General features: G+C 65.3%; 13 protein-coding genes. 11 read left to right on the forward strand and 2 right to left on the reverse strand.

Going from position 1 to position 20,445, the window contains the following annotated elements; all coding sequences use genetic code 11:
• Positions 1-227: 227 nt before the first annotated feature.
• The 8 genes from ACVIGB_RS18355 to ACVIGB_RS18390 all read left to right on the forward strand — a co-directional run bounded on the left by ACVIGB_RS18355 (position 228) and on the right by ACVIGB_RS18390 (position 9,012).
• A complete protein-coding gene (locus ACVIGB_RS18355; RefSeq protein WP_456721577.1) occupies positions 228-845 on the forward strand; it encodes a hypothetical protein in 618 nt (205 codons plus the stop codon).
• Between the two features lie 41 nt (positions 846-886).
• Complete coding sequence (locus tag ACVIGB_RS18360) at positions 887-1,336, forward strand: DsrE family protein (RefSeq protein ID WP_456721576.1); 450 nt, start codon at positions 887-889, stop codon at positions 1,334-1,336.
• A 218-nt stretch (positions 1,337-1,554) separates the two neighbouring features.
• Positions 1,555-4,401 carry a bifunctional transaldolase/phosoglucose isomerase gene (locus tag ACVIGB_RS18365; protein WP_456721575.1) on the forward strand — a complete coding sequence of 949 codons (2,847 nt, stop codon included), beginning with the start codon at positions 1,555-1,557 and terminating at the stop codon, positions 4,399-4,401.
• Between the two features lie 12 nt (positions 4,402-4,413).
• Entirely contained in the window at positions 4,414-5,397 is a 984-nt protein-coding gene (gene gnd / locus ACVIGB_RS18370; RefSeq protein WP_456721574.1) for a phosphogluconate dehydrogenase (NAD(+)-dependent, decarboxylating), read from the forward strand.
• A 20-nt stretch (positions 5,398-5,417) separates the two neighbouring features.
• Positions 5,418-6,911, forward strand: a complete 1,494-nt coding sequence (gene zwf, locus ACVIGB_RS18375) for a glucose-6-phosphate dehydrogenase (protein WP_456721573.1) — start codon at positions 5,418-5,420, stop codon at positions 6,909-6,911.
• A gap of 2 nt (positions 6,912-6,913) precedes the next feature.
• Positions 6,914-7,666, forward strand: coding sequence for a 6-phosphogluconolactonase (gene pgl, locus ACVIGB_RS18380; protein WP_456721572.1), 753 nt, complete (start codon positions 6,914-6,916; stop codon positions 7,664-7,666).
• Positions 7,667-7,720: 54 nt separating this feature from the next.
• Positions 7,721-8,209: a gluconokinase gene (locus ACVIGB_RS18385; RefSeq protein WP_456725143.1), complete on the forward strand. Its 489-nt coding sequence runs from the start codon at positions 7,721-7,723 to the stop codon at positions 8,207-8,209.
• Entirely contained in the window at positions 8,206-9,012 is an 807-nt protein-coding gene (locus tag ACVIGB_RS18390; RefSeq protein ID WP_456721571.1) for a Cof-type HAD-IIB family hydrolase, read from the forward strand. The genes ACVIGB_RS18385 and ACVIGB_RS18390 overlap by 4 nt, the downstream gene beginning before the upstream one ends.
• Positions 9,013-9,055: 43 nt before the next feature.
• On the opposite strand, the gene ACVIGB_RS18395 is transcribed toward ACVIGB_RS18390, so the two are convergent.
• The gene (locus ACVIGB_RS18395; protein ID WP_456721570.1) at positions 9,056-10,864 is read right to left on the reverse strand and encodes a glycoside hydrolase family 15 protein; all 1,809 of its coding nucleotides are present in this window, start codon (positions 10,862-10,864) and stop codon (positions 9,056-9,058) included.
• A gap of 18 nt (positions 10,865-10,882) precedes the next feature.
• On the reverse strand, positions 10,883-12,829 hold the full coding sequence (gene malQ, locus ACVIGB_RS18400; RefSeq protein ID WP_456721569.1) for a 4-alpha-glucanotransferase: 1,947 nt from the start codon (positions 12,827-12,829) through the stop codon (positions 10,883-10,885).
• A gap of 203 nt (positions 12,830-13,032) precedes the next feature.
• Here malQ and ACVIGB_RS18405 point away from each other — a divergent pair, with 203 nt between their 5' ends.
• The 3 genes from ACVIGB_RS18405 to glgB are packed head-to-tail and all read left to right on the forward strand — an operon-like array spanning position 13,033 to position 20,442.
• Positions 13,033-14,982, forward strand: a complete 1,950-nt coding sequence (locus ACVIGB_RS18405) for an alpha-1,4-glucan--maltose-1-phosphate maltosyltransferase (protein ID WP_456721568.1) — start codon at positions 13,033-13,035, stop codon at positions 14,980-14,982.
• Positions 14,983-14,992: 10 nt separating this feature from the next.
• Positions 14,993-18,298, forward strand: a complete 3,306-nt coding sequence (gene treS, locus ACVIGB_RS18410; protein WP_456721567.1) for a maltose alpha-D-glucosyltransferase — start codon at positions 14,993-14,995, stop codon at positions 18,296-18,298.
• Positions 18,295-20,442, forward strand: coding sequence for a 1,4-alpha-glucan branching protein GlgB (gene glgB / locus ACVIGB_RS18415; RefSeq protein WP_456721566.1), 2,148 nt, complete (start codon positions 18,295-18,297; stop codon positions 20,440-20,442). The genes treS and glgB overlap by 4 nt, the downstream gene beginning before the upstream one ends.
• Positions 20,443-20,445: the final 3 nt, after the last annotated feature.

The raw sequence follows: 20,445 nt of genomic DNA on the forward strand, positions 1-20,445 counted from the left end.
ACTTCCCCGTCCGGCGATGAACGTTGGGCTCCCTGAAAAGGTGTGGCTGTCCTGCCTTGGCGTCAAGATGTGTACGTCACAGACTCGCATGAACAAACTGTCAGACGAGGTTGAACGTGCCTCCTTGTCGCCGCGACTAAGGCAACGAGCCCGCGCAGTTCCACGCGGCACCATTGCCGCGCTGTAAAGATGACACCTTGGAGGCACGGGCTATTCCCGAGGCGGTCATGAAGCAGGCGCTCCTTGTTGTCGCACTTGCCGCCGCAGCCTGCGCCGGCGCGGCGTTAGCCGTCGAGGCGCAGGAAAGCGTCGACAAGGCCAAGGCGGCCGCCTTCGACAACAGGATGTTCGCAGGCCCGCCCGGCGCGAAAGCCTATGGCTGCTTCGTGCGGCGATACGATGCAAATCATCTGGCGCAGCATCCGAAGCAGATGGTCAGCGCGATGAAGCTGCTCGTCGCCGCCGAATTTGCGCCGGAAGACAAGACCACCAACTACTCGTTCCGGCTCGGCGTCGCTTACCGCCACCGCCCCGGCAATTTCGACTCCAGCGGCTACTGCAACCACGCGATCGCGACCGAATCCGGACACGAGATACGCTTCGAATGCAGCGTGGATTGTGAGGGCGGCGGTATCACCTTGGCGTTGTCGAAAGACGACAAATCCGCGATCGCGCGCCTTGGCCGCATCGTGGTGTGGAATCGCAACAAGCCCGACGACGACGCCGGCGAAGCGCTGCTCGCCGGCGCCGACGACAAGATCTTTCGCGTCGATCGGGCAGACTTGGGCGAATGCGCCGAACTTGTGACCGACCGCAAGGAACTCGCTGCGCTCCGCCACAAGTGATAGGCTTTGCGCCGGTCGACAATCATTGCGCAAGGGACGCCATGCACCGACGCAGCATCCTGTGGGGCACCCTCTCGGCGATCGGCGCTGGCTTTGCGGCGTCACGGGCGAACGCCGCTACTGAGACCCAACCACTGGGAAAGCTGAAGGTAGTCTATCACCTCGACGACCTCGGCAAGGTCAATTTCGTGATCGGCAACATCCAGAACCATCTCGACGGCGTCGGCGGCCCCGGCAATGTGACGCTCGCGCTCGTGGTGCATGGCCAGGCGCTGAAAGCGTTCCATTCGGCGGCCGCCAATCCCGACCTGTCGAAGCATGTCGGGCAGTTCGCAAAGGACGGGATTGAGCTCGCCGCCTGCAGCAACACCATGAAATCGCAGAACATCGGCGTGAAGGACCTGCTTCCCGGCTTCGTCGCCGCCGAGCACGGCGGCGTGGTCCGCCTCGCCGAGCTGCAATCCCAGGGCTACCTCTACCTGCGGCCCTGACGCGCAGCCGCGCGCCCGCAACGCGTCATAAAAATGTGCCGAGATCAGGGTCTGCTCGCACCGGCGTCCGAGGGGATCGAACTGTTGTGAATGGCGTTATCCCTTGGGAATGCTGATAGTCCGCCCGGGCCCCCAGCCATGTTGACAATCCGCCTCCACCCCCGAAAGCTGCCCGGGAACCCAAAAATCGACCCTCGATCGAACGAGAACAGGCACCCATGAACCCCGTCAAAGCACTCGAAAATCACCGCCAGGCCGTCTGGCTGGACTTCCTTGCCCGCGGCTTCGTCGCCAAGGGCGACCTGAAGCGGCTGATCGAGACTGACGGCGTCAAAGGCGTGACGTCCAACCCGTCGATCTTCGAGAAGGCGATCGGCAGTTCGGACGAGTATGACGGGGCGATCGGCAAGGCCCTCAAGAAGGGCGACCGCTCGGTCGCCGACCTGTTCGAACACCTCGCGGTCGAGGACATCCAGCACGCCGCCGACGTGCTGCGCCCGGTCTACGACCAGAGCCATGGCGGCGACGGCTTCGTCAGCCTCGAAGTGTCGCCCTATCTCGCGATGGACGCCAAGGGCACGATCGCGGAGGCCGAGCGGCTCTGGAAGGATGTCCACCGCAAGAACCTGATGGTCAAGGTGCCGGCGACGCCGGAGGGCCTGCCGGCGGTCGAGTATCTGATCGGCGAAGGCATCAGCATCAACATCACGCTGCTGTTCTCGCAGAAGGTCTATCGCCAGGTCGCGGAGGCCTATCTCAAGGGCCTGGAGAAGTACGTCGCCAAGGGCGGCGATCCCTCCCATGTGGCAAGCGTCGCCAGCTTCTTCGTCAGCCGCATCGACTCTGCCGTCGACAAGCAGCTCGACGAGAAGATCGCCCGCGCCAACGACCCGTCCGAGAAGGAGCGGCTCGCGGCCTTGAAGGGCAAGGTCGCGATCGCCAATGCAAAGCTCGCCTACCAGGACTACAAGCGCCTGTTCTCCGGCCCGCGCTGGGACAAGCTCACGGCCAAGGGCGCCAAGCCGCAGCGGCTGTTGTGGGCGTCGACCGGCACCAAGAACAAGGACTATAGCGACGTGCTCTATGTCGAGGAGCTGATTGGCCCCGACACCGTCAACACCGTGCCGCCGGCAACGCTCGATGCGTTCCGCGACCACGGCAAGGTCCGCGACAGCCTCGAGGAGAATGTCGAAGACGCCCGCCACGTGCTGGAGGAGCTGGAGAAGTCCGGCATCTCGCTCGATGCGATCACCGAGGAGCTGGTCAAGGGCGGCGTCAAGCTGTTCGCCGACGCGGCCGACAAGCTGTACGGCGCGGTCGCCCACAAGCGCGCGACCTCGCTCGGCGGCGGCATCGACCATCAGAAGCTTGCGCTCGGCGCAGGTATCCAGAAGGCGGTCGAGAAAAGCACCGAGGAATGGCGCGCATCGGCCAAGATCCGCAGGCTCTGGCACAAGGACAAGTCGGTCTGGACCGGCGATGACGAGGACAAATGGCTGGGCTGGCTGACCAGCGCGGCAACCGCCGACGTCGCCGACTACGAGGATTTCGCCAAGCGCGTGAAGGGCCAGAACTTCACCGACGCCGTCGTGCTCGGCATGGGCGGATCGAGCCTCGGGCCGGAGGTGCTGGCCCAGACCTTCCCGCACAAGTCCGGCTTCCCGCGGCTGCACGTGCTCGATTCCACCGATCCGGCGCAGGTGCGCGCGATGGAGGAGTATGTCGACATCGCGAAGACGCTGTTCATCGTCTCCTCCAAATCCGGCGGCACCACCGAGCCGAACGTGATGAAGGATTATTTCTTCGACCGGGTGGCCAAGGCGATCGGCAAGGACAAGGCCGGCCATCGCTTCATCGCGGTGACCGATCCCGGCTCGTCGCTGCAGAAGGTCGCGATCAAGCAGGGCTTTGCCCGCATCTTCTACGGCGACCCCGCGATCGGCGGCCGCTATTCCGTGCTGTCGCCGTTCGGCCTGGTGCCGGCGGCCGCCGCGGGCATCGACGTCCGCAGCCTGCTCGGCCATACGCTCGCCATGGTGCGCTCCTGCGGCGCCGACGTGCCGCCGCAGGAAAACCCGGGTGTCCAGCTCGGGCTGGCGATGGGCATCGCCGGGCTCGAAGGCCGCGACAAGGTGACGATCTTCGCCTCCCCCGAGGTCGCCGATTTCGGCGCCTGGGCCGAGCAACTGATCGCGGAATCGACCGGCAAGGACGGCAAGGGCCTGATCCCGATCGAGGGCGAGACCATCGGCGACGCCGCGGTCTACGGCAACGACCGGTTCTTCATCGACCTGCACACCGAGGGTGAGCACGACGCCGCGCATGAGGCCAAGCTCGCCGCGCTCGAGGCCGCCGGCCATCCCGTGGTCCGGATCGTGATGAAATCGATCGACCATATCGGCCAGGAGTTCTTCCGCTTCGAGATCGCAACCGCGGTGGCGGGCGCGATCCTCGGCATCAACCCCTTCAACCAGCCCGACGTCGAGGCCGCCAAGATCAAGACGCGCGAGCTGACGGCTGCGTTCGAGAAGACCGGGTCGCTGCCGGCCGAGCAGCCAGTGGTGTCGGCGGATGGCGTCGAGCTCTACACCGACGCGCAGAACGCCGGGGAGCTGCGCAAGGCCGGCGCCAATGGCGACCTCAATTCCTGGATCAAGGCCCACCTCTCGCGCTCCGGCCGCGGCGACTATGTCGCCCTGCTCGCCTATATCGAGCGCGATGGCGACACCATCGACGCCATGCAGGCGATGCGGCTGAAGGTGCGCGATGCGAAACACCTTGCGACCTGCGCCGAATTCGGCCCGCGCTTCCTGCATTCGACCGGACAGGCCTACAAGGGCGGGCCCGACAGCGGCGTGTTCCTGCAGGTCACGACCGACGACAGCAAGGACCTTCCGGTGCCCGGCCAGAAGGCGAGCTTCGGCGTGATCAAGGCGGCGCAGGCGCGCGGCGATTTCGACGTGCTCACCGAGCGCGGCCGGCGGGCGCTGCGCGTGCACCTCAAGGGCGATCTCACCTCCGGGCTTGCGGCACTCGATACCGCGATCTCGGCCGCACTGAACTGACGGAGGCGAGCAATGCAACTCGGCATGATCGGCCTCGGGCGGATGGGCGGCAACATCGTCCGCCGCCTGATGAGCAACGGCCACACCACCGTGGTCTACGACAAAGATCCGAAGGCGGTCGCGGCGCTGGTCGCCGACAATGCCACCGGTTCCTCGTCGCTGGAGGATTTCGTCCTCAAGCTGGAAGCACCGCGCACCGCCTGGGTGATGCTGCCGGCCGGCAAGATCACCGAAGCCACCATCGAGGCGCTGTCGAAGCTGATGCAGCCCGGCGACGTCATCATCGACGGCGGCAACACCTTCTGGCAGGACGACGTCCGCCGCGGCAAGGCGCTGCGGGAGCGCGGGCTGCATTACGTCGATGTCGGCACCAGCGGCGGCATCTGGGGCATCGAGCGCGGTTACTGTATGATGATCGGCGGCGACAAACCCGTCGTCGACCGGCTCGACCCGATCTTCAAGACGCTGGCGCCCGGCATCGGCGACATCCCGCGCACCTCCGGCCGCGATGGCCGCGATCCGCGCATCGAGCAGGGCTACATCCACGCTGGTCCGATCGGTGCCGGGCATTTCGTCAAGATGATCCATAACGGCATCGAATACGGCCTGATGCAGGCCTATGCCGAAGGCTTCGACATCCTGAAGAACGCCAATATCGAGGCGCTGCCGCCGGACCATCGCTTCGATCTCGATATCGCCGACATCGCCGAAGTCTGGCGGCGCGGCAGCGTGATCCCGTCCTGGCTGCTCGACCTCACGGCCTCGGCGCTGGCGCAGAACCACACGCTCGACAATTACTCCGGCTTCGTCGAGGATTCCGGCGAAGGCCGCTGGACCGTCAATGCCGCGGTCGACGAGGCGGTGCCGGCCGAGGTGCTGACGGCGGCGCTCTACACCCGCTTCCGCTCGCGCAAGGATCACACCTTCGCCGAGAAGATCCTCTCGGCGATGCGCGCAGGGTTTGGCGGCCACAAGGAGCCGCCGAAGAAGGCTTAAAACGAACCACGGAAGGTCACGTGCAGAAGAAACCCGATCCTTGCTCCTTCATCATCTTCGGCGCCACCGGTGATCTGACACACCGGCTGGTCGTTCCGGCGCTCTACAATCTCGCCGCCGGGAATTTGCTGCCGGAGAAATTCTGCGTCGTCGGCATTGTCCGCAAGGGCATGTCGAGCGAGCAGCTGACCGACAGCCTGATGCAGGGGCTTCGCAAGTTCGCTACCCGCCCCGTCGACGAGGCGATCGCGAAGCGGCTGTTCGAATGCGTCACCTCGATCGAGGCCGATCCCAGAGATCCCGCTTCGTTCGACGCCATGAACGAACGGCTCGACAAGCTCGAGACGGCACGCGGCACCGGCGGCAACCGGCTGTTCTATCTCGCGACCCCGCCGAACGCCTTCCTGCCGATCAGCGAGCAGCTCGGACGCACCGGCATGCTGGAGGAGAACGGCGCCTGGCGGCGGCTGATCATCGAAAAGCCGTTCGGCACCGATCTGGCGTCGGCCAGGGCGCTGAACGCCGCGCTGCTGAAGCTGATGGACGAGCACCAAATCTACCGGATCGACCATTACCTCGGCAAGGAAACCGTCCAGAACATCCTGGTGCTGCGCTTTGCCAACGGCATGTTCGAGCCGATCTGGAATCGCAACCATATCGACCACATCCAGATCACCGTGGACGAGAAGCTCGGCGTCGGCCATCGCGGCAGCTTCTACGACGCCACCGGCGCGCTGCGCGACATGGTGCCGAACCATCTGTTCCAGCTGCTATCGCTGGTGACGATGGAGCCGCCGGCGCGCTTCGACGCCCATGCGGTGCGTTCGGAAAAGGCCGAGGTGCTGAGCGCGATCCAGATCCAGAGCGCGCAGGAGGCGCTGTCCAATTCGGTGCGCGGCCAGTATCGCGTCGGCAGGATCGGCGACGCCGAGATCGAGGACTATCTGAAGACGCCCGATGTCAGGCCCGACAGCGTCACCGAGACCTATGCCGCGCTGAAGCTGACGATCGACAATTGGCGCTGGGCCGGCGTGCCGTTCTACCTGCGCACCGGCAAGGCACTGACCACCAAGCGCACCGAGATCGCGATCAAGTTCAAGCAGGCGCCGTTCGCGATGTTCCGCGATACCGCGGTTGACCGCCTGTCGCAGAATTACCTGGTCATCTCCACCGAGCCGACCGAAGGCATCGAGCTGCAATTCAACACCAAGGTGCCCGGCCCGGCCATCAACATCGACGGCGTCGAGATGAAGTTCCGCTACAAGGACTATTTCAAGGCCGAGCCGTCGACCGGCTACGAGACGCTGATCTACGACTGCATGATCGGCGACAATCTGTTGTTCCAGCGCGCCGACAGCGTCGAGGCCGGATGGCAGGCGGTGCAGCCCTTCCTCGACGCCTGGAAGACTGCCGGAGGGCGTGGCCTGCAGCCCTACAAGGCCGGCAGCGAAGGCCCGGAGGCTGCCAACGCGCTGCTGACGCGCGATGGCCGCAGCTGGCGGAAGCTCAGCTGACCATGACCACGAGCGGCGAGCGCAAGATCATCACGGTCGCCGATCCGGCCGCACTGGCGCAGACGGCCGCCGAACGGGTGATCGCCAGGATCGACCAGAACAGCGGCCGGGTCGCGGTGTGCCTCACCGGCGGCTCCAGCCCCAAGGCGCTCTACCAGCTGCTGGCGACACCGGACTATCGCCGGCGGATTCCGTGGGATCGCATCGACTGGTTCATCGGCGACGAGCGCCTGGTGCCGCGCAAGGACAAGCTGCACAATATGAGCATGGCGCGCCAGGCCTTCCTCGACCGCTGCGCTCCGGCCGCGAATGTCCATCCGATCGCAACCGACACCGCCGATCTCAGGGATCCAGACGTCAGCGCGGCGCTGTACGAGAACGAGCTGATGGCCTTCTACGGCGCCGAACAGCTCGATCCGAAGCGGCCGCTGTTCGACGTGGTGCTGATGGGCATCGGGCCCGACGGCCACACCGCCTCGCTGTTTCCCGGCTATCCCGCGGTCGAGGAAACCCAGCGCTGGGTGGTCGGGGTGCCCAAGGCCAATGTCGAGCCATTCGTGCCGCGAGTCTCCTTGACCCTGCCTGCCCTCGCCTCCTGCCGCGAGATGCTGTTCGAGGTGGCGGGCGAAAACAAGCGCGCGATCTTGACGCGCCTGTTCGCAGGCGAGAACCTGCCGGCAAACCGCGCGCGATCGCTGGGCGAAACCGTCTGGCTGATCGATCAGGCCGCGCTGCCGGAGGATTTTCTTGGATGATGTTCTTGGGTGACTTTCTTGGGTGACGGGCAAAACCCCTGCGCGCTGGTCGTGATGGGCGTCTCGGGCTCGGGCAAGAGCACCATCGCCGACCGCCTTGCGATCAGGATCGGCTGGCGCTTCGAGGACGGCGACAGTTTTCATCCGCCGAGCAATGTCGCGAAAATGCATTCCGGCCAGCCGCTCACCGACGAGGATCGCTGGCCCTGGCTGCGTGCCATCGCCAACGAGATCGACCGCACCTGCGGCGTCCGCGAACGCGCCGTCATCGCCTGCTCCGCGCTGAAGCGCGCCTATCGCGACATCCTGGTGCACGGCCGCGACGACATCCGCATCGTCTTCCTCGACGGCACGCAGGAGCTGATCGCCACACGGCTGGCCGCGCGCAAGGACCATTTCATGCCGCCGGGGCTGCTCGCCAGCCAGTTCAAGACGCTGGAGCCGCCGACGTCGGATGAACGCCCGATCACGGTTGCGATCGACCGTTCGGTCGATACCATCGTCGAAGACATCGTCAATCAACTGAAGCTGGACCGCCCATGACCCGCATCGCCCTTGTCGTATCCGATGTCGACGGCACGCTGCTCACCAAGGACAAGACCCTGACCGACGGCGCCCTGACCGCGGTGCGCAGACTGCACGAGGCCGGCATCGGCTTCACCATCGTCTCCAGCCGGCCGACGATCGGGATGGGCTTCCTGGTCGGGCCGCTCGCGATCACGCTGCCGATCGGCGCCTTCAACGGCTCCTCGATCGTCGATCCGCAACTGAAGCCGATCGAACAGCATTTGATCCCCCCTGCCGTCGCCAAACGCAGCGTCGACCTGCTCCGCGAGCGCGGCGTCGACATCTGGCTGTTCACCAACGACCGCTGGCTGACCCGAAATCCTGACGGCGAGTACAACGCGCACGAAAAGCGCGCGATCAAGCATGATCCGACCATCGTCAGCGATTTCACGCCCTATCTCGACCAGGCCTGCAAGATCGTCGGCGCGAGCTCGGATGCGCCTCTGCTGCAGCGCTGCGAGGCGGAGATGCAGCAGATGGTCGGCGGTGACGCGACCGCGGTCCGCTCGCAGACCTACTATCTCGACGTCACCCCGCCCGGCCACGACAAGGGCACCTTCGTCGAGGGCATCGCGAGGCGCCTCGGCGTGGCACTGGAGAATGTCGCCACGATCGGCGACATGCAGAACGATCTGCCGATGTTCGCGAGAAGCGGCGTCTCGTTCGCGATGGGCAATGCCAGCGATGACGTGAAGGCGCGCGCCACGCATGTCACCGAAACCAACGAGCACGACGGTTTCGCGCGCGCGATGGACACGGTGCTGACGATGGGTCGTTAAGGCGGGCCTTCTAAGAAGATCGTACGCAAAACAAATGCTACGATCAGGTCGACCGCTGCACCGCGGGCTTCTCGGCATCGGCCCTGGCGGCGCTGAGATTGTGCGCCGTGTTGATCAGCGCGATATGGGTCAGCGCCTGCGGAAAGTTGCCGGTCTGCCGGCCGACGCCGGAGTCGAACTCCTCCGCCAGCAGCCCGAGATCGTTGGCGACGGCGACAACGCGGTCGAACATGGTTTGCGCCTTGTCGAGATTTCCTGCCAGCACATGGGCGTCGGCAAGCCACAGGCTGCAGGCCAGGAACGCGCCCTCGATCGGCTGGATTTCGTCGGACACCTCGCGCGGATCGTGCCGCAGCACGAACCCGTCGCGCATCATGTGCCGCTCGACCGCCGCGATCGTGCCGCGGATGCGCGGATCAGACGGCGGCAGGAAGCCGACCGACGGCAGCAAGAGAAGGCTGGCGTCGAGCAGCTTTGAGCCATAGCTCTCGACGAAACTGTCGAGACCAGGATCGAAGCCCCGCAGGCAGACGTCGCGATGAATGGCCTCGCGCAAGACCCGCCATTTGACCAGCGGCCCCTTGAAGCCGAACCGCTCCGCGCTCTTGATGGCGCGGTCGAAGGCAACCCAGCACATCACCTTGGAGAACACGTAGTGTCTAGGCGTGCCACGGCGCTCCCAGATGCCGTGATCCGGCTGGTCCCAGACGTCGGCGAGATGAGCGACGACGGTGCATTCGAGCGACCAGCCCTCATCATCGAGCTTCAGCTTGGCCATGCGGGACTGGTGGAAGGCGTCGATCAGTTCGCCATAGACGTCGAGTTGCAGCTGCGCATGTGCGGCATTGCCGACGCGGACCGGTTGCGCCCCCTCATAGCCGGGCAGCCAGCCGGCTTCCCATTCCAAGAGGCGCCGCTGCCCCAGGATGCCGTACATGATCTGCATGTCGGCAGGAGCACCGGCCGCGGCCCGCAGCAGCCAGTTGTGCCAGGCCGCCGCCTCCTCGGTATAGCCCGAATTCATCAGCGCCAGCAGCGTGAAGGTGGCGTCGCGCAGCCAGCAGAACCGGTAGTCCCAGTTGCGCGCGCCGCCGAGCTTTTCCGGCAACGACGTGGTCGGCGCCGCGACGATGCCGCCGGTCGGCCTAAAGGTCAGTGCCTTCAGCGTGATCAGCGAGCGCATCACAAGGCCGCGCTGATAGCTGCCGTCAAAGGTCGAACGGCTGCACCATTCCTTCCAATATGCCTCGGTATCCTTCAGCGCCGCCTCGGGATCGATCGGCTCCGGCACCGGTTGATACGACGCACCATATGTCAGGACGAACGGCACGGTGTCGCCCTCGCCGACCTCGAACTCGGCGATCGTGGTCAGGTCCTTGCCCGACGTCTTGACCGGCGTGCGCAGCACGGTCATGTCCTGCCCGCTGATCGCCAGCAGCCCCTCGCCGTCGGGGTTCTTCTTCACCCAGGGGACATCGACCCCGAAGCCGAAGCGGATCACCAGCTCCATGTGCATCTTGACGCGGCCGCTGATGCCGCGAACCAGGCGGACCACGTCGGAGGCATTGCCGCGCGGCGGCATGAAGTCGATCAGCGCGACCACGCCGTCCTCGGTCTCGAACCGCGTCTCGAGGATCAGCGTGTCGTCCCAATAGCGGCGGGAGGTCTGCCTGATCGCCCCGGCCGGCGCCAGCAGCCAGCGGCCATTCCGCGACGTGCCGAGCAGCGCCGCAAAGCAGGCGTCGGAATCGAACGCCGGCCAGCACAGCCAGTCGATCGAGCCGTCACGGCCGACCAGCGCTGCGGTCTCGCAATCGCCGATCAATCCATAGTCTTCGATCCGAGAGGCCACGCGCCGTGCTCCGCGTTGTCAGGCGTGCGACCGCTCGCGGGTTGCACGCTTGAGTGCGTCGACGTCGATCGCCGACGCGAGATGCTCGATCGAGACCGGCAGCCGGCGTTTCCAGTTCGGATGCTCGTAGACGGTGCCCGGGATGTTCGGCTGCTCGACGATGCCGAGCAAATCCTCCATCGAAACCGCCATCATCCGCGACCGCGTCCGTGCCATGAAGTTCACCACCGAATAGAAATCATTGTGGTGGATGTCGTGCCGGCGCAGCACGTCGTCGAGATGGCCGAGCGCATCCCAGCGCCCCTGGTCGGTCTCGCCGGGATCGATCCCGAGCGCGCGCTTGGTCTTGAGGTCGCTGAACGAGCGCCAGCCGGCGTAGGTCGAGAGGTCGTGGGTGTTGAACGTCACCAGCGCGTTCGGCAGATAGTAGTCCGCGTTGCGGAACACGCCCTGGTCGTCGGTCTCGAACATCATCACGAGATAGGACCAGATGCCCCAGCCGTTCATCTGCTCGCGGAACCCCGGGGGCACGGTGCCGAGGTCCTCGCCGATCACGACGCAGCGGCTCGCAACGCTCTCCTGCGCGGTCGCCGCCAGCAACGCCTCGAACGGCATCAGCACATAGGCGCCATTGGCCGGGCCGAACCCGCGCGGCACGAGATAAAGCCGCTTCAGCCCGAAGGCGTGGTCGAGCCTGATCGCGCCGGCATGGTGCATCGAGGCGCGCAACATTTGCCTGAACGGCTCGAACGAGCGCTGCTCGAGGCCCGCGGCATTGAAGCCGGCAAGCCCCCAATCCTGGCCCGCGGTGTTGAGAGGATCGGGCGGCGCGCCAACGCCGAGATGACGCGAGATCGCGACCTGCTCATTCCAGGCGTCGAAGCCATCCGACTGCACGCCGACGGCGACGTCGAGATAGAGCCCGACCCGCATGCCGAGCTTGTGCGCGAGCGCCTGGCAGGCGCCGAGCTGCCGGTCCGCGGTCCATTGCACGAATTCGACGAATTCAACCTCCGTGGCGGTGTCGCGCGCCCGGCGCAATTTCGCGCACGCCGTATCGTTGGGCTGCCGCCACTCGTCCGGCCATTCCCACCACGGCGTGTTGAATTTGTGCCGCATCACCTCGAAGCAGGCGAAGCGCGACAGCAGCACGCCCCGCTCCTTGCGATAGGCCTCGAAATCCTGCCAGCGGCCGAGGCCGGGATTGGCCTTGAAGGCCGCGAAAGCCGCGCGCAGCGCGGGCCATTTCAGCGCCGCGGCACCGACATAGTCGACCATGTCACGGCTGCGGAGCTGCGCCAGCGCGCTTTGCGTCTCCGCGTCGATGTGGAATTCGGGAATCTTCGCGACGTCGATATAAAGCGCGTTGAGGAACAGCCGGCTGTTCGGCGAGTATGGGCTGCAATCACCAGGCCGATCGTCGAACAGCGCATGCAGCGGATTGAGCCCGATGCCGTCGGCGCCGAGCCGATGGGCGAATTCGAGCAGGCCCTGCAGATCGGTGAAGTCGCCGATGCCCCAGTTGCGCGCCGACCGCACGCCATAGAGCTGGACCGCGATCACCCAGCAGCGGTCGAACGCGCCGCCGAATGCGCCGTCCGGCGCCACCAGAAGCGGCAGCTCCTCGCTGCCCGATGCGTCCTTGAGCTGCAACCGGTGCACGCCCTCGGGCAGGCCCGACGGCCACGTCACACTCCGCTCATGCGCCTCGCCTTGCGCGAGCACCGCAGTGCCGTTGGTGACCTTCCATTGCACCGGAAGCCGGGCCGCCTCGGCGAGCTGCGTCTGTCCGCCATGGCCGCCTCTGACGACCACGGGATCGGCGATTATCCGCCGCGGCGTCTGGGGCGGCAGTGCCGCGAGGATCGCCGTCAGCGCCTCGGGGGTTGTCACACGGCGGTGACCGCTACCATCGATATACTCGGTCTGGATTCCCAGGGTCTGGGCTTTGGCGTAAAGGTCCATTCGGCACGCTGCTTGCTCGCAACGGTATTGGGATCGTTGCTAAATTGTACAGATACGGGAAAGGGATAGTTGATGTTCAACGCTCTACCCTATCCGGCGTTCCCCCCGGGAACCATTGCCCGGCGAGCGGCTTTCTATATGGGTCTGGCGTGCCTCCTTCCCGGCGCCGGGACTTCATTTGCCTATTCAATGGCGGCATCACCGTGAACAAAACCGCCCGGCCTGTCGAGAGTGCCCACAGCACTTTTCATATTACCGATGTCTATCCGTCGGTTGATGGCGGCCGCTTTGCGGTCAAGCGCATCGCGGGCGAACCTGTCGAGGTGTGGGCCGACATCTACCGTGACGGACATGAAGTGATCGCAGCGGCATTGGTGTGGCGGCATGAGGGCGACGGCGAATGGCAACACGCGCCGATGACGCTGCACAGCGACGACCGCTGGGGCGGCGCCTTCGTGCCCGACCGGCCCGGCCGCTACAGCTTCGCGATCGAGGCCTGGACCGACGAATTCGCCAGCTGGCGGCATCGCTTCGAGCAGAAGCAGCGCGACGGTGGCGACCACACGCTGGATGCGGTCGAAGGCGCGGGCATGCTGACCCGGGCGCAGGCCGGTGGCCCGGCCGCGGCTGCAATCATCATCAGGCAGTGTGAAATCTTTTTGCAGACCGGCGAGCCGGGCGCGCTGCTCGCACCCGAGTTGCGGGAGGCGATGGCCGGCAGCCAGTTTCGCCGCGACCTGGTGCGATCGCAGCTTTATCCCCTGACCGCGGACCGGCCGCGGGCGCGCAGCGGCGCGTGGTACCAGATGTTTCCGCGCAGCCAGGGCAAGACATCGGGCCTGCACGCGACCTTCAACGACTGTATCGCGCGGCTGCCCGATATCACCGCGATGGGCTTCGACGTCGTGTTGCTGGCGCCGATCCACCCGATCGGGCGGACCCATCGCAAGGGCCGCAACAACGCCGCCGTCGCGCAGGCCGGCGATCCCGGCAGCCCCTATGCGATCGGCGCGGCCGAGGGCGGCCACGACGCGGTGCATCCGGAGCTCGGCACGCTCGACGGCTTCCGCGCCTTCGTGGCGGCATGCCACGCCCACGGCCTTGAGGTCGCGCTCGATTTCGCCGTGCAATGCTCGCCCGATCACCCCTGGCTGACCGAGCATCCGGAATGGTTCAAGCGGCGTCCGGACGGATCGATGCGCACGGCCGAACATCCGCCGCAGCGCTGGGACGATGTCATCAATCCGGATTTCGGATCCGAGGATGCCGCAGCACTGTGGCGCGCGTTGCGCGATGTGGTGCTGTTCTGGGTCGAACAGGGCGTCACGATCTTCCGGGTCGACAATCCGCACACCAAGCCGCTGGCATTCTGGGAATGGCTGATCCGCGAGGTGCAGGACCGCGATCCGGACGTGCTGTTCCTCTCCGAAGCCTTCGCACGCCCGAAACTGATGAAGGGTCTCGCCAAGCTCGGCTTCACGCAGTCCTACACTTACTTCACCTGGCGCACGCAGCGTTCCGAGCTCGAACAGTATCTCGGCGAGTTGATATCCTACCCCGATCGCGACTTCTTTCGGCCGAATTTCTTCGTCAACACACCTGACATCCTGCCCTTCCACCTGCAAAGCGGCGAATCCTGGATGTTCAAGTCGCGTCTCGCGCTGGCCGCGACGCTTTCAAGCAGCTACGGCATCACCAGCGGCTTCGAATTGCTCGAGCACACGCCGGTCCCCGGCCGCGAGGAATATCTCAACTCCGAGAAATACGAGATCAGGGTTCGCGACTGGGACCAGGCCGGGAACATCAAGCCCTATATCGCGGCCCTCAACCAAATCAGGCGCGGCAATCCGGCCCTGCAACAATTCGCCGATCTGCGCTTTATCAATGTCGATGACGGCGGCGTGATCGGCTTCGTCAAGGAGGCGGCCGATCAGGGCAATGTGATCGCGGCCGCGATTGCGTTATCGTCCGAGCCCCGCGACGTCTGGCTTCCGCTCGGCGACGTCACGGTCGGCCTTGGCGATGCCCGCCGCCCCGTCACGGCCGTGGAAGACCTTGTCACCGGCGCGCGTCATGCGCTCGAATGGGGAGGCATCCGCCTGCGTCTGGATCCTGCGCGCGATCCCGCGTTGCTGTTGCGCTGTGTCGCCTGAAGGAGCCGTCATGAACGTATTCTCCTCCGTCAATAGCCAGGAGAAGGTCGCGACCGAGACCGCGGACCAGCTGTGGTACAAGGACGCCATCATCTACCAGCTGCACGTCAAGGCGTTCGCCGACAGCAACAATGACGGCATCGGCGACTTCGCAGGCCTGACGGATAAACTCGGCTATCTGCAGGAGCTCGGCGTCACCGCGCTGTGGCTCTTGCCGTTCTATCCCTCGCCCGGCCGCGACGACGGCTACGACATCGGCGACTATGGCGACATCAATCCCGATTTCGGGACGATGAAGGACTTCAAGCGCTTCATCCAGGAGGCCAAGAAGCGCGGCTTGCGCGTCATCACCGAGCTCGTCATCAACCACACCTCGGACCAGCACGCCTGGTTCAAGCGCGCGCGCCGCAGCCCGCCGAATTCGAGCGCGCGCAGCTGGTATGTCTGGAGCGACACCGACCAGAAATACCTCGATACCCGCATCATCTTCACCGACACGGAAAAGTCGAACTGGACCTGGGATCCGGAAGCCGGCCAGTTCTACTGGCACCGCTTCTTCTCGCACCAGCCAGACTTGAACTTTGACAATCCCCGCGTGGTGCGCGCCATCGTGCAGGTGATGAAGCGCTGGCTCGACACCGGCGTCGACGGCTTCCGGCTCGACGCCATTCCCTATCTGTGCGAGCGCGACGGCACCAACAACGAGAACCTGCCCGAGACGCATGCCATCATCAAGCGGCTGCGCCAGGAGCTCGACGCCTATGCCAAGGGCAAGATCCTGCTGGCCGAGGCCAATCAATGGCCGGAGGACGTGCAGGAATATTTCGGCCATGGCGACGAATGCCACATGGCCTATCACTTCCCGCTGATGCCGCGCATCTACATGGCGATCGCGCAGGAAGACCGCTTTCCGATCACCGACATCCTCAGGCAGACGCCCGACATTCCGGCAGCCGCCCAGTGGGCGCTGTTCCTGCGCAATCACGACGAGCTGACCCTTGAAATGGTCACCGACGTCGAGCGCGACTATCTCTGGTCGACCTACGCCAACGACCCGCGCGCCCGCATCAATGTCGGCATCCGCCGCCGTCTTGCGCCGCTGATGGACAACGACCGGCGCAAGATCGAGCTGATGAACTCGCTGCTGCTGTCGTTCCCCGGCACGCCGATCATCTACTACGGCGACGAGATCGGCATGGGCGACAACATCTATCTCGGCGACCGCAACGGCGTGCGGACGCCGATGCAGTGGTCGCCGGACCGCAACGGCGGCTTCTCGCGCGCGGACCCGGCGCGGCTCTACGCGCCGATGATCATGGACCCGGTCTACGGCTACGAATCGGTCAATGTCGAGGCACAGTCGCGCAGCCTCTCGTCGCTGCTGTCGGCGACCAAGCGGCTGATCGCGGTGCGCAAGTCGACGCTTGCCTTCGGGCGCGGCACCATGACTTTCATCCGCCCCGAGAACCGCTCGGTGCTCGCCTATGTCAGGCAGTACCAGGGCGAGGCAATCCTGTGCGTCGCCAATCTGTCGCGCTCGGCGCAGGCCACCGAACTCGACCTCTCCGCCTTCAAGGACCGCATTCCGCTCGAGATGCTCGGACGCACGCGCTTCCCGGCGATCGGCGAGCTGCCCTACATGATCACGCTGGCGCCCTACGGCTTCTACTGGTTCCAGCTGCAGGAGCGCGACAAGTCCGAGCCGGTGAAGCCGCGGGCGGTGCCGGAGTTCGAGACGCTGGTCGTGCCGCTCGGTTCGACCTGGACGTCGCTGGCGCGGGAGCGTGGCGTGTTCGAACACGACGTGCTGCCCGGCCATCTCGCCCGCTCGCGCTGGTACCCGGAGCATTCCGCGAAAGCGATCCAGCCGACGCTGGTGTCCGCGATCCCGTTCTGCGACATCGGTGACAACCGGCCCTGGCTGATCTTCTTCGAAACCACGGAGCGCGGCACCACCAGCCGCTACGTGCTGCCGATGCAGATCGAATGGGTGCGCTTCGACCGCGAGCGCTACAACCCGCGCGCCTTTGCCGCGATCCGTCAGGGCGCGCGCGAGGGCACGCTGCTCGATGTCGCCACCGACCAGATCTTCACCGGCCTGTTCCTGCGCAATCTCAGGGAAAACCTCACGGTCGACGAGGGCGAACAGCGCCTGAAGCTCGAATTCCGGCCGACCAGCCGCTTCTCGGACCGCCCGGTCCGGCAGCCCGAGCGGATCCGCGTCTTCGAGAACGATCAGCCGCATTCGACCGCGCTGGTCGACAATGAGTATGTCACCAAGATCTACCGGAAGCTCGAGGTCGGCATCAATCCGGAGATCGAGATGGGCCGCTTCCTCACCGAAGTGATCAATTTCCCCAACACACCCGCATTGCTCGGCACATCGGAACTGGTGGAGGGCGACAATCGCAGCGCGATCGCGGTGCTGCACACCATGGTGGTCAACCAGGGCGACCTCTGGACCGTGGCCGCTGCTCACCTCGATCGCCTCGTCGAGCGGCAGCGCCTGCTGGCGGCGAGCGAAAATCCCGACGAGAACGGTGATCATGCGACTTATCTGCGCCATCTGTCGCACAGCGGAAAACGTCTCGCCGAGCTGCACATCGCGCTCGCCAGCAACCGCGACCTGCCGGACTTCGCGCCCGAACCGACCAGGCCCGAAGATCTGCAGCGCTGGAGCGACGAGATCATGGCGCGCGCCGAACGCGTGTTCGACACGCTGAAGCAGCGGCGCGGCTCCCTGAAAGAGGCCGACCGGCTGCTGGCCGATCAGTTGCAGTCCCAGCACGACATGCTTCCGGAACGGCTCAAGGCGCTGCTGCCGCGCGAGACCGACGGGTTCAGCATCCGCCATCATGGCGATCTGCATCTCGGCCAGTTGCTGGTCGTCAAGGACGACGTCTTCATCATCGATTTCGACGGCGGACCGGGCCGCACCATCGCCGAGCGGCGCCGCAAGGCACCGGCGGCGCGCGACGTCGCCGGGCTGATCCGCTCGATCGACTATGCGGCGACTGTCGCGCTGGAACGGGCGCTCAAGGTCGCCCCCGACGAGAGCGGCAGGCTAAGCCTCGCTTTGGCCGAATGGCGCGACCAGGCCGCGGATGCCCTGCTGGCGGCCTATCGCGAGACCATGGCCGGCCAGCGCCTTTGGCCCGCCGACGCCAGGGCGGCCGATCGCCTACTCAACTTTTTCCTGCTTGAGAAAGCCTTCTACGAGATCGAGTATGAGTTGGCCAATCGGCCGGATTGGCTCCGCGTCCCACTGACTGGCCTGTTGAGACTCCTGGCCCAACAGCCGCATGAGGTTGCATGACCAAACTGCCCGCCGAGGCCTATGCTATCATCGAGGGCCGCCACTCCGATCCTTTCCACTATCTCGGGCTTCATGCCGAGGGGGATCGCAACGTCGTGCGCGCCTTCCTGCCTGATGCCAGCAATGTCGAGGCGATCGGGGAGCATGGCGAGGCGGCGCCGCTGGCCAAAATCCATGACGCCGGCCTGTTCGCGGGTCCCTTGCCGAACGGTTCGACGCGCTACCAGCTCCGCGCCCGCTTCGGCGACAACGTCGTCGAACTGGAAGATGCCTACCGCTTTCCGCCGATCCTGAGCGATTTCGATCTCTATCTGCTCGGCGAGGGTACGCATCTGCGCGTCTACGACACGCTCGGCGCCCATCCGATGACGCTCGACGGCGTCGACGGCATCGGCTTTGTGGTGCTGGCGCCGAATGCGCGGCGGGTCAGCGTGGTCGGCGACTTCAATTTCTGGGACGGAAGGCGGCATCCGATGCGGGTGCGCGGCCCGGGCTACTGGGAGCTGTTCATCCCGCGCGCACGCGTCGGCGATCACTACAAGTTCGAGATCATCGGGCGCAACGGCCAGCATTTGCCGTTGAAGTCGGACCCCCTGGCGTTCGCCGCCGAGGTGCGCCCGAAGACCGCCTCGATCGTGATCGACGAGCGCAAGATCCCGCATCCGCGCCCGGCGCCCGATCGCGTCAACGCGCTGAGCTCGCCGATGTCGATCTACGAGGTTCATCTCGGATCGTGGCGCCGCAAGGGCCGCAATGAGTGGCTGACCTATCGCGAGATGGCGGAGCAGCTTCCCGCCTACGCCAGCGACATGGGCTTCACCCATATCGAATTCCTCCCCATCACCGAGCATCCGTTCGACGGCTCGTGGGGCTATCAGCCGACCGGGATGTTCGCGCCGACCAGCCGCTTCGGCTCGCCCGATGATTTCGCCGCGCTGATCGACGCCTGCCACGGCGCAGGCCTTGCCGTGCTGCTCGACTGGGTCCCCGGGCATTTCCCCGATGATCCGCACGGTCTCGGCAATTTCGACGGCACCGCGCTCTACGAGCACGCCAATCCGCTGCAGGGCCGTCACCTCGATTGGGGCACGCTGATCTACAATTACGGGCGCACCGAAGTCACCAATTTCCTGGTGTCGAACGCGCTGTTCTGGCTCGATCGCTACGGCATCGACGGGCTGCGCGTCGATGCCGTCGCCTCCATGCTGTATCTCGACTACAGCCGTCCCGCCGGCGGCTGGATTCCGAACAAATATGGCGGCCGGGAGAACATCGAGGCGATCGACTTCCTGCGCCGCTTCAACACCGAACTCTACGCACACTTCCCGCAGGCGATGACGGCGGCGGAGGAATCCACCGCGTGGCCGCAGGTGTCGCGGCCGGTCGAATATGGCGGGCTCGGCTTCGGCTACAAGTGGAACATGGGCTGGATGCACGACACGCTGAAGTATATCAGCAAGGATCCCATCCACCGCAAATTCCATCACGGCGACATCCTGTTCGGCCTGCACTACGCCTTCTCGGAGAACTTCATCCTGCCGCTGTCCCACGACGAGGTCGTGCACGGCAAGCGCTCGATCCTCGGCCGCATGCCCGGCGACGACTGGCAGCGCTTCGCCAACCTGCGCGCCTATTACAGCTTCATGTTCGGGCATCCCGGCAAGAAGCTGATGTTCATGGGCTGCGAGTTCGGCCAGGAGCGCGAATGGAATCACGACCACTCGATCGATTGGCACTTGCTGCAACAGCCGAGGCATAGCGGCATCCAGAACCTGGTCCGCGATCTCAACCGGCTCTATCGCGCGCTGCCGGCGCTGCACGAGCTCGACTGCGACCAGGCCGGCTTCGAATGGGTCATCACCGATGACGCCGGCAACAATGTGTTCGGCTGGATCCGCAAGGGCAACGATGCGCGCGCCCGCTGCCTCGTGGTCCTGAACTTCTCGCCCAACGTCTACCGCAACTATCGCGTCCGCGTGCCGTTCGCGGGCAAATGGCACGAGGTGTTCAACTCGGATTCCTCCCATTACGGCGGCACCAATGTCGGCAATATCGGCGAGGTCCGTGCCTCGGAGGGCGCCACGCCCGAGCTGAGCCTGACCATTCCGCCGCTGGCTGCGATCTTTCTCGTACCGGAAAGCTGATTC

The sequence above is a fragment of the Bradyrhizobium sp. USDA 4341 genome (genome assembly GCF_054063755.1).

Excerpts from the sequence above, each read along its gene's own strand:
- ACVIGB_RS18355 (WP_456721577.1), top strand. The coding sequence starts at position 228 with ATGAAGCAGGCGCTCCTTGTTGTCGCACTTGCCGCCGCAGCCTGCGCC.
- ACVIGB_RS18360 (WP_456721576.1), top strand. The coding sequence starts at position 887 with ATGCACCGACGCAGCATCCTGTGGGGCACCCTCTCGGCGATCGGCGCT.
- ACVIGB_RS18365 (WP_456721575.1), top strand. The coding sequence starts at position 1,555 with ATGAACCCCGTCAAAGCACTCGAAAATCACCGCCAGGCCGTCTGGCTG.
- gnd (WP_456721574.1), top strand. The coding sequence starts at position 4,414 with ATGCAACTCGGCATGATCGGCCTCGGGCGGATGGGCGGCAACATCGTC.
- pgl (WP_456721572.1), top strand. The coding sequence starts at position 6,914 with ATGACCACGAGCGGCGAGCGCAAGATCATCACGGTCGCCGATCCGGCC.
- ACVIGB_RS18385 (WP_456725143.1), top strand. The coding sequence starts at position 7,721 with ATGGGCGTCTCGGGCTCGGGCAAGAGCACCATCGCCGACCGCCTTGCG.
- ACVIGB_RS18390 (WP_456721571.1), top strand. The coding sequence starts at position 8,206 with ATGACCCGCATCGCCCTTGTCGTATCCGATGTCGACGGCACGCTGCTC.
- malQ (WP_456721569.1), bottom strand. The coding sequence starts at position 12,829 with ATGGACCTTTACGCCAAAGCCCAGACCCTGGGAATCCAGACCGAGTAT.
- treS (WP_456721567.1), top strand. The coding sequence starts at position 14,993 with ATGAACGTATTCTCCTCCGTCAATAGCCAGGAGAAGGTCGCGACCGAG.
- glgB (WP_456721566.1), top strand. The coding sequence starts at position 18,295 with ATGACCAAACTGCCCGCCGAGGCCTATGCTATCATCGAGGGCCGCCAC.